Raw genomic sequence first — 14,869 nt, forward strand, 5'->3', positions numbered from 1 at the left:
GGGTGGAAAAATGAGAAAAGATTATTATTGGTTAACAGATAATAGCCGTCTATTTTTAAGTCGTGGCTATTTAGGAGAAGGTCAGACACCTGAAGAACGTTTGCGTGAGATTGCAGATAAAGCGGAAGAATATCTAGGAATTGATGGATTTGCGAATAAATTTTATGATTATTTAGGCAAAGGTTATTTTTCTTTATCTACACCAGTTTGGACAAATTTCGGCATTAGTCGTGGCTTACCTATTTCATGTTTTGGTTCATATATTCCAGACGATATGGGTGGTATTTTATATGCTTCTAGCGAAGTGGGGATGATGTCAAAATATGGTGGCGGAACCTCAGGCTATTTTGGCGATTTAAGAGGACGTGGGGCCGCGATTACAAATAATGGACAATCATCTGGTGCCGTTCATTTTATGAAATTGTTCGAACAAATGACGGACACTGTCAGTCAAGGTTCTGCACGCCGCGGACGTTTTGCGCCTTATTTACCCATTGATCACCCTGACATTGATGAATTTTTGGAAATTGGTGTCGAAGGGAATGAAATTCAGAATTTAAACCATGGTGTTACCGTTTCAGATGAATGGCTCTTAGAGATGATCGGCGGGGATAAAGAAAAACGCATGACATGGGCGAAGTTATTACAGCGCCGCGTGGAACTGGGTTACCCTTATATTTTCTTTGAAGACACTGTTAACAAAAATAAACCAGAATGGTACAAAAATTATCTAATTACACATTCTAACTTATGTGCTGAAATTGCATTGCCAGATAATGAAGAGTGGTCTTTTGTCTGCAATTTGTCGAGTATGAATGCACTCCATTTTGAAGAGTGGAAAGATACAGATGCAGTGGAAACGCTGATCTATTTTTTAGATGCTGTTATGACGGATTTCATCGAAAAATTGGAGCATTTGCGTGATTCGAAAGAACGCAATAGCCAAGATGCTTTTCATTTTATGAAAAAAGCCTATCAATTTGCGGTAGATAACCGCGCATTGGGTCTTGGAGTTTTAGGCTGGCACTCACTGCTCCAATCCCAGATGATTCCATTTGAGTCAGAAGAAGCAAGCTTATTGAATGAAGAGTTATTTAAAACGATTAGAAATCAAGCAGAAGCTGCGACTAAAAAATTAGCGAAAGAATATGGTGAACCTAAAGTTATGAAAGGGATGGGTCGAAGAAATGCGACATTGATGGCCGTTGCGCCGAATACTTCTTCTGCTTTCATTCTTGGTCAGACATCGCAGTCCATTGAACCTTTGTGGTCGAATAATTATGTAAAAGATGTCTCAAAAGCAAAAGTTACCGTCCAAAATCCATATTTACGTGAAGTACTTAAAAAATATGGTCAAGATACGCGAGACACTTGGATCGATATCCGCAATCATGATGGATCTGTCCAACATTTGGATTATTTAACAGATTTGGAGCGCGAAGTATTTAAAACATTTTCAGAAATTAATCAGTATGAGGTGATTAATCAGGCAAGTATTCGTCAGCGCTACATTGACCAAGGGCAGTCGCTAAATATTATGGTCAACCCCAAAACGTCTGCCAAGGAATTAAATGAACTACATTTATATGCCTGGCAAAATGGTATCAAAACCTTATACTATCAACATAGTACAAATGCTGCGCAACAATTTTATCAGTCCAGTATTTGCCTTGCCTGTGAAGCTTAATTGCATCATTATCTCAAGCACTTTTAACATTAGGTTAAGAGTGCTTTTTTAGGTCGTTGGATGTTGGCTTATTTTGATCTACAATTAATGTTGTGTTATTTAAAGGTGAAAATGATTCAGCATTTTTATTTGATACATAAAAAATTAAAAGAATTTATTCATTTCAAAAAGATGAAATAACTCTTTTGGCGATGACGATATATAATCTATTTATGTGTTTTGTAAATCATTTATTTCAAAACAAGTTTTTTTACATTTTTTAATGAATTTGATACTCTCTAAAAAAGAAGTTGGGAGTGAGCGAAGATGCATGAAAGACAACAGACGATTTATTTAGCGGGTGGATGTTTCTGGGGCGTTGAAGGATATTTTCAGCGTGTAGCAGGTGTTATTGATACTATGGTTGGATACGCTAATGGTACGAAGGCGCATGCCACATACCAAGAAGTATGTAGCGGTGCCTATCATTTTGCTGAGACAGTTCGCGTTGTATATGATATTGAAGCAATAACAACTGAGGAGATTTTGATGCACTTTTTGCGCATTGTCGATCCATATAGTATCAACCAACAAGGAAATGATCGAGGGGTACAGTATCGCTCAGGCATTTATTATGAATCGGCAGTGCTCGGTGAAGAAGTTAAGTCTTTAATGAAAAAAGCACCGAATGCTGAAAAATTTGTTATTGAGATTAAACCATTGACTAATTTTTATCCAGCGGAGGATGCGCATCAAGACTATTTGAAGAAGAATCCAACGGGTTACTGCCACATATCACTCATTTCAGCAAAAGAACCGCTGCCAGTTGCGATTGATCAATTTAAAAGAATTAAATAAATTTGTAAGTATTTTTTGCAATTATAAGTAACTGACGAGTGAAAGAACAGACTTTTAGTCGTTTGTTACTTTTTTTTATTTCAAAATCGTGTTAGTATATAATGTGATCTTATTATGAGGTTCAGTATATAAATTTTTGTCGGAGTTAGGAGACATAAGAATGATCCAATGGTTAAAAAAGGTTTTTGATGGCGATAAAAAAACACTTCGTCGCTATGATAAGGTTGCAGATCAGATTGAAGCATTGGCTGGGGAAATGGCTGCTTTATCAGATGCTCAACTTCAAGAAAAAGCAGAAGAATTTAAAGCGCGTTATCAAGCAGGTGAAACGCTAGACGATTTATTAGTGGAAGCTTTTGCAGTTGTTCGTGAAGCTGCAAAACGTGTACTCGGTCTTTATCCTTTCCACGTTCAGCTCATGGGGGGTATCGCCCTACATGAAGGGAATATCGCTGAAATGAAAACAGGTGAAGGAAAGACTTTGACGGCAACGATGCCTGTTTATTTGAATGCTATTGCTGGTAAAGGTGTTCACGTTGTTACAGTTAACGAATATTTGGCAACACGTGATGCGGAAGAAATGGGAGAACTTTATCGTTGGCTAGGTCTTTCAGTTGGACTTAATTTGAATGAGCTTTCAGCGGAAGAAAAACGTCAAGCATATAGTGCAGATATTACATATTCTACGAATAATGAACTTGGCTTTGACTATTTGCGCGATAATATGGTGGTCTACAAAGAACAAATGGTTCAACGCCCGCTTCATTTTGCGATTTTAGATGAGGTGGACTCGATTTTAATTGATGAGGCAAGAACTCCTTTGATTATATCGGGTCAAGCCACACAGTCTACATCCTTTTATGCACGTTGTGACTTTTTTGTAAAAGGATTAAAAGAAGATGAGGACTATACGATAGATGTCCAATCGAAAACGATCAACTTTACTGAAGAAGGAATCGACAAAGCGGAAGATACATTCCATGTTGATAACTTATATGATGTCTCTCATCAAGCATTAGTGCATCACCTTGATCAATCATTACGCGCTAACTACATTATGATGCGTGATGTGGATTATGTGGTAGATGATGGTGAAGTGAAAATTGTTGACCAATTTACAGGACGTATTATGGATGGTCGCCGTTATTCGGACGGTTTACACCAAGCCATTGAAGCAAAAGAGAATGTAGAAATTCAAAAAGAAACGAGAACAATGGCAATAATCACATTCCAAAACTTCTTCCGTATGTATAACAAACTTTCTGGAATGACAGGAACTGCCAAAACGGAAGAAGAAGAATTTACTGAAATTTATAATATGAATGTTATTGCGGTACCAACTAATGAGCCCGTCATTCGTGATGATCGTTCAGATATTATTTATCCGAACCTACACAGTAAATTTAAAGCGGTTGTTGAAGATATAAAAGAACGTCATGCAGCTGGACAGCCTATTCTTGTTGGAACGGTTGCAGTTGAGACTTCGGAACATTTAAGTGAGTTGCTGCAAGCAGAAGGTATAGCACATGAAGTATTAAATGCTAAGAATCACTTCAGAGAAGCAGAGATTATTATGAATGCAGGTCAACCAGGAGCGGTAACTATTGCAACGAACATGGCAGGTCGCGGGACTGATATTAAATTAGGACCTGGCGTGCGAGAATTGGGCGGTTTGGCAGTTATTGGAACGGAACGTCATGAATCTCGCCGTATTGACAACCAGCTGCGTGGACGTAGTGGGCGTCAAGGTGATCCAGGTGTGACACAATTTTATCTGTCTCTTGAAGATGACTTGATGTTGCGTGCTGGTAGTGAAGCCATTCAACAGTTATTCAAGAAATTCCAAATTGAAGAAAATGATGCAGTCATCCAAAGTAAAATGGTATCGCGTCAGATTGAAGCAGCTCAAAAACGTATCGAAGGAAATAACTACGATACACGCCGTAATGTTTTAAAATATGATGATGTCATGCGTGAACAACGTGAGGTCATCTATTCACAGCGCCAAGAAGTTATTATGGAACAAGATTCACTTGCTTATGTGACGATTCCGATGATTGTCCGCACAATTGAACGTTACATTGATATGTATACAATGTCTGAAGATGCAAAAGAGTGGAATTTAGAATATTTGGTTGAATTCGTGCATACAGTGATTTTACGCGATGATGAGATTTCGATTGAAGATTTTGAAGGTAAATCGCGTGAACAGCTAAAAGCAGAATTGGTAGAACGGGCACGCGAAAATTATGAAATGCAACGTGAAAATATTGGGAATGACGAAACTTTCTTAGAGTTTGAAAAAGTAGTACTTTTACGTGTAGTGGATCAGGCATGGACCACGCATATCGATGTGATGGATCAACTGCGCCAAGGTATCGGTTTGCGCTCTTATGGTCAATCCAATCCATTGACTGAATATCAACAAGAAGGATTCCGTCTCTTTGAAGAGATGATCTTTGAGATTGATTATGAAACGACACGACTACTCTTACAATCACAAGTGCGTCAAAACCTTGAAAGAGAACAAGTCTAATGATTAAACCCTCTTGAGTTCAAGGGGGTTAATTTTTTCGAAAGGAAGTTGGCTATGGAATGGTTTGAAATAAAAAAAGAAATAGAACAACAGAAAAATAAAATTGCTTCATTTAGGGGGTCTCTTTGACTTTGAGGCAATCAAACAGCAAATAGCTCTTTTAGAAGAAAAAATGCTGGCACCTGATTTTTGGGAAGATTCTCAAGCTGCCCAACAAGTGATTGATGAATTAAATGGCTTAAAAGAAACTTATGAATCTTTCGAGAATTTAACAAAAATAGGCGATGACATTGAATTGATGGTCGAGATGCTGGAAGAAGAAATGGATCAAGACTTGCAAAAAGATTTACAACATGAGTTAAAAAAATGGGATCAGGCCATTCGTGCATTTGAATTAAAAGTGCTATTGTCAGAACCTTATGACCGTAGCAATGCCATATTGGAACTTCATCCAGGAGCAGGCGGTACCGAATCGCAAGATTTTGGCGAGATGTTGTATCGGATGTATACACGTTGGATCACTGCTCATCATTTCAAGTATGAAGTGATTGACTACCAAGCAGGAGATGAAGCAGGCCTAAAAAGTGTAACAATAAAAGTCCAAGGCCCTTATGCTTATGGAATGCTAAAAGCTGAAAAAGGTGTCCACCGCTTAGTCCGCATTTCACCATTTGATTCTGGAGGGCGACGTCATACTTCATTTGTATCGTGTGATGTCATCCCTGAAATGCCAACAGATGTGGAAGTAGAGATTAATCCAGAAGATTTAAAGATTGACACTTATCGCTCAAGTGGCGCTGGTGGACAACACGTAAATGTGACGGATTCGGCAGTAAGAATTACACACTTACCGACTGGTATTGTTGTAACAAGTCAAGCTGGAAGAAGCCAACTGGCAAACCGCCAAACGGCAATGGAGCTTTTAAAAGCGAAAATATACCAAAAAGAAATGGAAGAAAAAGCGGCGCAATTAGCTGAAATCCGTGGAGAACAAAAAGAAATCGGTTGGGGCTCGCAAATTCGGTCATATGTTTTCCATCCTTATTCGATGGTAAAAGATCATCGAACAAATGAAGAAACGGGAAATGTTGATGCTGTAATGGATGGCGGTCTTGATCCTTTCATCGAAGCGTATTTAAAATGGCATATTCATCATTAACAAAAAAACTGCAGCAAATATTTGCTGCAGTTTTTTATTGTTATTTTTCAAATGATCTGTTACATGACACATTTGACAAAAAAGAGAGAATTTGAAATTGTTTTGTAATATTATGATAACCTCCATAATATGATCACATGCTATAATCTGTAGCAGAGAATTCTAAATGAGCAATATTTATTTAGAAATTAATATATTCAAACGAAAGATCAAATAAAAAATAAGGTGTTGTTTAAATGATTAAAATGAAAGATGTCGTAAAAGTTTACGACAATGGCATCACCGCAGTCAATGGAATTAGCGTTCATATCGAACAAGGTGAATTCGTTTACGTGGTAGGCCCAAGTGGTGCTGGTAAATCAACCTTTATTAAAATGATGTATCGCGAAGAAATTCCGAGCAGCGGGAAAATTGAAGTTACAGGTTATGATGTTCCTCAGCTCAAACATAATGAAATTCCATATCTTAGACGACAAGTTGGTGTTGTGTTCCAAGATTTTAAATTATTACCGAACTTGACAGTCTATGAAAATATCGCCTATGCGATGGAAGTACTTGAGAAAAGTCCAAAACAAATTCAAAATCGTGTTATGGAAGTCCTAAGTTTAGTCGGTTTGAAACATAAAGCACGAATGAAACCCGCTGAATTATCGGGTGGAGAACAACAGCGCGTATCCATTGCAAGAGCCATTGCAAATATGCCACGTGTTCTAATTGCTGATGAGCCGACAGGGAACCTTGACCCTGAAACCTCTTGGGAAATCATGGAATTACTTGAACAAATAAATGCTCAAGGGACTACCATTATTATGGCAACTCATAATAAATCAATTGTTAATGAAATGAGACACCGAGTGATCGTAATAGAAAATGGTCGTATCTCTCGCGATGATAAAGAAGGGGGATATGACTTTGAAGCTTAGAACTTTATCCAAACATATATCTGACAGTGTTCGCAATATTGTTCGCAATAGTTGGATGAGTTTTGCGGCAGTGAGTGCTGTATCTATTACATTACTTCTTGTTGGCGGAATGTTGGCACTACTCTTTAATGTCAACAAATTTGCTACAGATATTGAACAAGATGTTTCTGTCAGAGTTTATATTGACCTTACAACGGATCAAGAGCAACGCGATGAACTTCAAGCAGAGATCCAAAAACTTGAAACAGTTGAAAGTGTTGATTTTTCAAGTCGCGATGAAGAATTAGAAAATGTTATTTCAGGTTATGGCGACTCATTCGATCTTATTGATGAAGACGAAAACCCATTATATGACGTTTTCGTTGTGAGCACGAAAGAGCCTAAAGATACGAAAGAAACGGCGAAACAAATTGACGAAATGCCTTATGTGGCACGCGTAAGTTATGGTGATGCAAAAGCCGATCGTGTCTTTAAAGTAACCAAAGGAATTCGAAATGTTGGGGGAGTTATTATTGGGGCATTAATCTTTACCGCAATTTTCCTAATTTCCAACACCATTCGAATTACCATTTACTCACGTGGAACTGAAATTGAAATTATGAAATTAGTTGGAGCAACAAACTGGTATATTCGCTGGCCATTTATTATTGAAGGTGCATTAATCGGCCTTTTTGGTGCAATCGTTCCAGTGCTTATTGTGTGGATTGGGTATTATGGAGCATATAACAATATTACCCCATTCCTATCAGGTTCCATTTATTCCTTACTCTCCCCTAATCCATTTTTATGGGAATTAACCGCTTTGATGGTTGGCATGGGGGTAATGATCGGTAGTCTGGGTTCGGCATTATCGATCCGAAGATTTTTAAACGTTTAAAGATAAGAATCAGAACAATTTGTGGAGGTAATGAAACAAATGAAGAAAAGATTATTAACCGTATCCCTGGCAGCTACCATGATGTTCTCAGGCGCAGCAATGACTGCAATGCCAGTATTTGCAACGCCAGGCGCATCTAAAACAGAAGTTACTCAAAAAATCAAAGAATTGGAAGCCGCTGTTGCAACGAATGAAGCAGAAACAAAATCGGCACTTGCTGAAATGGATGCTTCAAATGAATTGCTTGATAAACTTGATGAAGAAATGAAAGAAATCGAAGCGTTGATTGAAAAACGTGAAGATAAATTAGATGAATCCGTACGCTCTGTACAAGTAATTGGTCAAGCAGATTCTATCGTTGACTTCTTATTCCAAGCAGAATCAATTACAGATTTAGTAGGCCGCGTGGATACTGTTTATCTTTTAATTTCCGCAAATCAAGAAACCATTAACAAACAAAAAGCGGATCAAGAAAAACTTGCTGCAAAAGAAGAAGAAGCTAAAAAAGAGAATGAACGTTTAATGCAATTAACAGCACGACTTGAAGCAAATAAAAATGAACTTCAAGAAAAATTGGACGAAACGACACAGCTATTAGCTTCTATTGAGGATGAAGAAGCTCGTGAAGCTGCACGCAGTCAACTTGCAACAGTAACTGAGAATAGTCCGCAAGTGACAACAGCAAGTGCCTCATACTCTGCACCTGCTACATCTGCTGCGCCATCAGCTAATGGTGGAAGTGTTGTTTCAAATGCCTACGCTAACTCTAGCTCGCCTTATGTTTATGGCGGAAGTACACCATCAGGATTTGACTGCTCAGGATTTACCTCTTATGTTTATGCTCAAAGCGGTAAATCAATCCCACGTACAGCAGGTGCGCAAATGGCTTCATCTCAAAGAGTTTCTTATGGCGAAGCACAACCAGGTGATTTGATTTTCTTCAACCAATCAGGCTCCATTGACCATGTAGGGATTTATTTAGGTGGTGGACAATTTATTGGTGCACAAAATGAACGTATCGGTATTTCTGTAGAATCCATTACAAGTGGATACTGGTCTAATTATGTTGCAGGATTCGGTCGTTACTGATTCTTAAATGATAAATTTATTTGAAAATTTCCTCATTAGTGAGATATTTACAGACACTGATGAGGGAATTTTTTTGTTTAAAATTGAGCAGATGCTCTTTTCATAATTGCTATTTTGAGAGTGAATAGGTAAGATAAAGATAATCATTTGATTCAATTAGAAAGGCGTGATACGTTTGTCAGCCGAAATTATAAAGCAATTATTACTATTTTTTGTCATGCCAACATTTTTTGTAGGAATATTGGCAACTTATTTATCTTATCGTTCGCGGGTAAATGTTCAGCGAAAAACAATCAATATTCCAATTGATTCTTCATATTATGAATGGAAGAATTTTTTTAAATGGGGGATTTTACCTGGTCTTTTAATTTCAGCCATTTCTTTTGGTGTTGGGATTCCAGTAACATGGGAATGGATAATTATTTTTGAGATGGTAAGTCTATTATTTTTGATTTTGTTTGGGTATCGTTTGATTCATCCGCTATTTACGATGAGTACCGCAACTGGGATTTATTTATTGGCTTCTTTTTATATTCCTAACTCGCTTTCAATTTCTAAAATGGTGCCATCTATTGCGGGTCTGCCGCGATTTTTTGAAACGATTTTATGGCCTGAACACATTGCCCGAAATGTCTTAATTATCCTGACACTTATTATTTTTGCAGGAGTTTTTGTTTTACAAAAGCAGTGGAATGTTGAAATGAACCCGCGCTTTATGAAATCACCGCGTGGGAAAATTGTGGCGCGATATCGTATGAAACCTTTTTGGCTTTTACCATTACTTATGGTTGTGCCAGGAGATATTTTTACGCGCTTCATTCCATGGTGGCCGACATTCGGCTGGGGGGACAATCATTATTCATTCGTCATCTTGCCAGTGCTAATAGGACTACGCTATACAGTTCAAGCACAAGATCCGCTCCTTGCAAATTTGAAGATTCAAATAGAATTTATGTATGTTGGTATTTTGAGTGCAATTTTAGCAAGTATTTCATATTTTTATCCACACTTGGCAATTTATTTTCTAGGAATTTTATTTGCTTGCGGAATAATAGTGTTATGGCGTCATCGTATACGTGAACAGCGTTGGCATTTCCAATATGGACCTGGCGCTGATGGCTTGCGTGTTGTGGCAGTGCGTGTAGATTCTCCAGCAGAACGTATGGGAATTCAAGCGGGCGATGAATTGCTAGTTGGCAATGATATTGAACTGAAAAATGTTGAGACATTTTATGGGATGTTGCTTGACAATCGTTCATATGTAAAATTAAAAGTACGTCAACTAGATGGTGAGATAATGATCGCACAGACTCCTATCTATGAAGAAGATGCTTATGATTTAGGAATTGTATTGTTAGATAATGTAGAATTGAAATAAGGAGTGAGCTCATTGAAAAAATTATTGATTGTTGAAGATGAGGAATCCATTGCTAAATTATTGAAATACAATTTGGAAAAAGAAGGCTATGATGTTTCCGTTTCATATGATGGGGAAGATGGCTATGATATGGCAAGTTCTAACCAATTTGATTTAATTTTGTTAGATTGGATGCTACCTAAAATGGATGGGATCGAGGTGACCAAGCGATTAAAACAAGCTAAAGTGGACACGCCTATCATTATGCTTACAGCAAAAGATGGTGAAATTGACAAAATATTAGGACTAGAAATGGGCGCGGATGACTATATGACTAAGCCATTTAGTCTACGCGAATTAATTGCACGAATTCGTAGCGTGATGAGAAGATATCAACATAGTCAAGAAATGTCATCTAAGAGAAGCGATGAAATTTTGAAATTTGGCCATTTAGAAATCAATCCGAAACAATTTGAGGTAAAAGTCAGTGGTGAAGTCGTTTCCTTTACGCCGAAAGAATTTGAGTTGCTCTTATACTTAGCAGAAAATGAAGGACACGTATTTACACGTGAGCAGTTGTTGAATGCCGTTTGGAATTATGATTTTGCTGGCGAAACGCGTATTGTAGACGTTCATATTAGTCATTTGCGAGAGAAAATAGAAATGAATACTAAGCAGCCACAACATATTGTAACCGTCCGAGGATTCGGCTATAAATTTGAGGGAGGACAATGAAAAAGATCATTACCCATCATCAAAAAAATTTAATTGTTATTGCTGCCATCATGCTAATTGTGTCTACTTTTTTATTCTATCGAGGTATAACAGAACGCATGGTGCAAGAAGAGACGCAAAATGTCGAAAGTGTATTGGAAAATCAAGAACGTAAATTCAAACAAAAACAGCGTGTTGCTGCGTCCACTGAGTGGTTAGTAAAAGATGACTTTTTATTTGTTGATACAGAGAGTCAGTGGGCTGTCTATAATCCATCTTATGACCTAATCTACCCAAAAGAAATCGCAGACTGGTCAAATGAAAGTAAAATGCGTCTGCGCAGTGAAATGAAAGATGGAATTAGCGAAGTGAGAACATTTATTGATGACAAGAAAATATTTGGCATAATGCCGCTAAATTTAGATAAAAATGATGACATGAAATATTTGGTATTTTCAAAGGATTTATTGATTGATTATCAAGCTATATATGTTCAGACCGTTGTATTCTCAATGAATGTTGCTTTTATTTTGATCTTGATGCTTGTTTTAACAACGATTTATTTTTATAACTTACAAAAAGAAGAAGAAATGAAGCAGCGAGAAATCATGCACTTAAAAGATCGCCTGAAGCGAAGAAAGCGTGAATATAAGCAATATGTCCGCCAAACAAGTAAGTTGATGTACCATTTAATTATTGGAGTTATGACCATTAATAGTCGCCAAGAAATTACGATGGTTAACCCAGCACTCAATGAGATGTTGGAAGAGAATTTATATGGATTTATTGGCAAAAATTATCAAACAACAATCTCAAGTAAAGAAATGAAAAAATATATTCAAAAGGCATTCGCTGAGCAAGAACCATTAAATGCAAAATTGATGCTCTTCAATGAAAGAGAACGGATTTTGGATTTAAATATTATTCCTCTGAAAAATAATATTAATCATGAGCTCGATTTAATTGTGCTTCTTTATGATACGACGGAAATTCATCGTCTGGAAAAAGTGCGAACGGATTTTGTGGCGAATGCATCGCATGAATTACGCACTCCAATTACTGCAATTAAAGGCTTTTCGGAAACGTTATTGGACGGTGCAATGTATGATCCAACAGCGTTGAAAGAGTTCATCGAAATTATTGACAAGGAAGCCACACGACTTGATTCTATCGTGAATGATATTTTACAAATTTCAAAATTGGAACAACATGCAGTTTCGTTACATGTAGAAACTGTTGATGTGGCACAAGTCGTTCAGGAAATTTTATTAATATTAAAACAAAAATTTGAAATGAAACAAATGACATGTCATTTTGATGTTGCTAATTCTTTGATTTTAAAGACAAGTCGCAATCAATTGAAGCAAATTTTAATTAATTTAATTAGCAATGCGATTTCTTATACTCCAGAGGGAGGGGAAGTTGTCATTGAATTAGAGGATATGGGAACAAATGGTATCATTAAAGTAAGTGACAATGGGATTGGAATGGATCCCTCTGAATTTGACCGTATTTTTGAACGCTTTTACCGTATTGATAAGGGGCGTAGTCGCAATGTGGGGGGAACAGGTTTGGGACTGTCTATTGTACGTTGGTTAGTTGGCAGCCTAAGAGGCCGAATTGAAGTTGAGAGCGAAGTAGATAAAGGTTCAACATTTGCTGTTATCTTGCCAAAGGTCTTAACATTGGATGAAGAAGAGCCGTCATAGCAGATATGTTCTTCATTTTGAAGTTTATTTTGAAAGTTTACATGATATTTACATAAGCTACATTTTATATAAATAATCAAAAGGTATGATTAAGCCAGAAGGTGGAGTCATGCCTTTTAAATTATTTAAGGGAGAGATTTTGGAATGAATATTAAGAAAGTTTCTAAATGGAGTGCAATTGCACTAGCATCTGTAGCTTTAGTCGCTTGTGGTGAAAAAAATAATGAAAAAGAAGGCGGAGCTACTAACGATACGCAAGATATTCATGTTATTTCACGTGAGGATGGATCAGGAACACGTAGCGCATTCGTAGAAATCGTGGGCATCGTAGATGAAAATAAAGAAGATGCCACGACTCAATCTGCAACAATCCAAAATGGTACAAGTGCAGTTATTCAATCAGTTGCTGGTGATAAAACGGCCATTGGCTACATTTCTTTAGGTTCACTCAATGATTCTGTTAAGGCATTGAAAGTTAATGGAGTAGAGGCAACACCAGAACGCGTTAAAGCTGGTGATTATGAAATTGCGCGTAACTTTAATCTAATGTATGGAAAAGATTTAAGTGAAGCTGCTAAAGATTTTTGGAATTTTATTTTTTCCGCCGAAGGTCAAACGATCGTAGAAGAGAAAGGATTCATTGCAGCAGAATCAGAAGCTCCAGCGTATACTCCAGCAAAAGTGAGTGGAACAATTAGTATCGTAGGTTCTACATCTGTTGAGCCTGTGATTCAAGCGATTTCTGAAGCCTATCAAAAGCATAACCCTGATGTAACATTTGAAATTACAGCTCCAGGATCCGGTGCAGGTGTAACTGCAGCAATTGATGGAACTGCAGATATTGGTATGGCAAGTCGCGACTTGAAAAGTGATGAAATAAGCAAAGTAAAAGAAGCAAAATCAATGGCAATTGATGGCATTGCCGTGATTGTTAACAAAGACAATAAGACAGATGATCTATCGCTTGAAAATATTAAAAGCATTTATTTAGGTGATCTTCTAACTTGGGGCGAATTGTAATTAGTTATTCAATAATGAAACAAAAAGAATGGGAGGTTCGACTCCTCCTATTCTTATTTATTCTTTTTTAAAGGATTGAAAGAGGTGAGCGTTGCAATGAATCATTCAATAAAGATGAAAGAAAAGACGATGCATTATGTGTTTTTTATTTCGGCACTGATGTCTGTTATTTCTTTAGCTTTAATTATATATTTTATATTTTCTAATGGACTGCCTGTGATGTTTCGCCAAGGAATAGGCTCATTTATTTTTGGAAAAGTCTGGAAACCTACAAGTGCTACACCAAAATATGGACTGCTCCCAATGGTGTTCGGTTCATTATATGTGACATTAGGGGCGACACTTATTGGGGTTCCTATCGGCGTATTAACAGCTATTTTTATGGCGGAATTCTGTCCTAAAGGTTTGTATCGTTTCTTGAAACCTGCCATTAGTTTAATGGCATCGATTCCTTCAATTGTTTATGGTTTTTTTGCGTTGCAATTATTAGTGCCAATGGTACGCGAAATTCAGGGAAATGGTTATAGCATGTTAACGGCACAACTCCTTTTAGCTATTATGATTTTGCCGACAATCATTGAGCTTTCGGAATCTTCACTCCGAACAGTACCTAGAACATATTATCATGGATCGGTTGGCTTGGGTGCAACACATGAGCATACAGTTTTTCATGTGATGTTACCTGCAGCAAAATCAGGCGTGTTATCGAGCGTTGTTTTAGGAATCGGACGTGCCATTGGTGAAACGATGGCGGTGGTCCTCGTTGCAGGCAACCAGCCAGTAATGCCACGCGGATTATTTTATGGTTTGCGAACATTGACGACTAACATCGTGATGGAGATGGGATATGCTGCAGGGGAACATCGCGAAGCATTGATTGCGACAAGCGTTGTATTATTTATTTTTATTTTGATAATTAACAGTTTATTTTTATATTTGAAGAATAAGGAGGCCAAATAAT

At 37.4% G+C, this 14,869-nt stretch carries 12 protein-coding genes; all 12 read left to right on the forward strand.

Going from position 1 to position 14,869, the window contains the following annotated elements; translation table 11 throughout:
• The first annotated feature begins 10 nt into the window (after positions 1-10).
• The 12 genes from C231_RS0103800 to pstC all read left to right on the forward strand — a co-directional run bounded on the left by C231_RS0103800 (position 11) and on the right by pstC (position 14,868).
• Positions 11-1,687 (forward strand): ribonucleoside-diphosphate reductase subunit alpha, encoded by a 1,677-nt coding sequence (locus C231_RS0103800; RefSeq protein WP_018659329.1) that lies wholly within the window; start codon positions 11-13, stop codon positions 1,685-1,687.
• 306 nt (positions 1,688-1,993) lie between these two features.
• Positions 1,994-2,524 (forward strand): peptide-methionine (S)-S-oxide reductase MsrA, encoded by a 531-nt coding sequence (gene msrA / locus C231_RS0103805; RefSeq protein WP_018659330.1) that lies wholly within the window; start codon positions 1,994-1,996, stop codon positions 2,522-2,524.
• A gap of 160 nt (positions 2,525-2,684) precedes the next feature.
• The gene (gene secA, locus C231_RS0103810; protein ID WP_018659331.1) at positions 2,685-5,060 is read left to right on the forward strand and encodes a preprotein translocase subunit SecA; all 2,376 of its coding nucleotides are present in this window, start codon (positions 2,685-2,687) and stop codon (positions 5,058-5,060) included.
• 54 nt (positions 5,061-5,114) lie between these two features.
• A protein-coding gene (gene prfB, locus C231_RS0103815) for a peptide chain release factor 2 (RefSeq protein ID WP_425386745.1) occupies positions 5,115-6,219 on the forward strand; the annotation gives its coding sequence in 2 pieces (ribosomal slippage) (positions 5,115-5,171 and positions 5,173-6,219; 1,104 coding nt in all).
• A gap of 236 nt (positions 6,220-6,455) precedes the next feature.
• Positions 6,456-7,142, forward strand: coding sequence for a cell division ATP-binding protein FtsE (gene ftsE, locus C231_RS0103820; protein ID WP_018659333.1), 687 nt, complete (start codon positions 6,456-6,458; stop codon positions 7,140-7,142).
• Complete coding sequence (gene ftsX / locus C231_RS0103825; RefSeq protein ID WP_018659334.1) at positions 7,126-8,019, forward strand: permease-like cell division protein FtsX; 894 nt, start codon at positions 7,126-7,128, stop codon at positions 8,017-8,019. Before ftsE ends, ftsX begins: the two co-directional genes overlap by 17 nt.
• 39 nt (positions 8,020-8,058) lie before the next feature.
• Positions 8,059-9,108, forward strand: coding sequence for a C40 family peptidase (locus tag C231_RS08250; RefSeq protein ID WP_018659335.1), 1,050 nt, complete (start codon positions 8,059-8,061; stop codon positions 9,106-9,108).
• Positions 9,109-9,283: 175 nt separating this feature from the next.
• The gene (locus C231_RS0103835) at positions 9,284-10,486 is read left to right on the forward strand and encodes a PDZ domain-containing protein (protein ID WP_018659336.1); all 1,203 of its coding nucleotides are present in this window, start codon (positions 9,284-9,286) and stop codon (positions 10,484-10,486) included.
• A 12-nt stretch (positions 10,487-10,498) separates the two neighbouring features.
• Positions 10,499-11,200 carry a response regulator transcription factor gene (locus tag C231_RS0103840; RefSeq protein ID WP_018659337.1) on the forward strand — a complete coding sequence of 234 codons (702 nt, stop codon included), beginning with the start codon at positions 10,499-10,501 and terminating at the stop codon, positions 11,198-11,200.
• Positions 11,197-12,888 (forward strand): two-component system histidine kinase PnpS, encoded by a 1,692-nt coding sequence (gene pnpS, locus C231_RS08255; RefSeq protein ID WP_018659338.1) that lies wholly within the window; start codon positions 11,197-11,199, stop codon positions 12,886-12,888. Before C231_RS0103840 ends, pnpS begins: the two co-directional genes overlap by 4 nt.
• Before the next feature lie 144 nt (positions 12,889-13,032).
• Positions 13,033-13,908 (forward strand): substrate-binding domain-containing protein, encoded by an 876-nt coding sequence (locus tag C231_RS0103850; protein WP_018659339.1) that lies wholly within the window; start codon positions 13,033-13,035, stop codon positions 13,906-13,908.
• Positions 13,909-14,004: 96 nt separating this feature from the next.
• Positions 14,005-14,868, forward strand: a complete 864-nt coding sequence (gene pstC / locus C231_RS0103855) for a phosphate ABC transporter permease subunit PstC (RefSeq protein WP_018659340.1) — start codon at positions 14,005-14,007, stop codon at positions 14,866-14,868.
• Position 14,869: the final 1 nt, after the last annotated feature.

Source organism: Allofustis seminis DSM 15817 (assembly GCF_000374325.1).
Lineage (GTDB): Bacteria > Bacillota > Bacilli > Lactobacillales > Carnobacteriaceae_A > Allofustis > Allofustis seminis.

Excerpts from the sequence above, each read along its gene's own strand:
- C231_RS0103800 (WP_018659329.1), top strand. The coding sequence starts at position 11 with ATGAGAAAAGATTATTATTGGTTAACAGATAATAGCCGTCTATTTTTA.
- C231_RS08250 (WP_018659335.1), top strand. The coding sequence starts at position 8,059 with ATGAAGAAAAGATTATTAACCGTATCCCTGGCAGCTACCATGATGTTC.
- pstC (WP_018659340.1), top strand. The coding sequence starts at position 14,005 with ATGAATCATTCAATAAAGATGAAAGAAAAGACGATGCATTATGTGTTT.
- C231_RS0103850 (WP_018659339.1), top strand. The coding sequence starts at position 13,033 with ATGAATATTAAGAAAGTTTCTAAATGGAGTGCAATTGCACTAGCATCT.
- pnpS (WP_018659338.1), top strand. The coding sequence starts at position 11,197 with ATGAAAAAGATCATTACCCATCATCAAAAAAATTTAATTGTTATTGCT.
- secA (WP_018659331.1), top strand. The coding sequence starts at position 2,685 with ATGATCCAATGGTTAAAAAAGGTTTTTGATGGCGATAAAAAAACACTT.
- msrA (WP_018659330.1), top strand. The coding sequence starts at position 1,994 with ATGCATGAAAGACAACAGACGATTTATTTAGCGGGTGGATGTTTCTGG.
- ftsX (WP_018659334.1), top strand. The coding sequence starts at position 7,126 with ATGACTTTGAAGCTTAGAACTTTATCCAAACATATATCTGACAGTGTT.
- ftsE (WP_018659333.1), top strand. The coding sequence starts at position 6,456 with ATGATTAAAATGAAAGATGTCGTAAAAGTTTACGACAATGGCATCACC.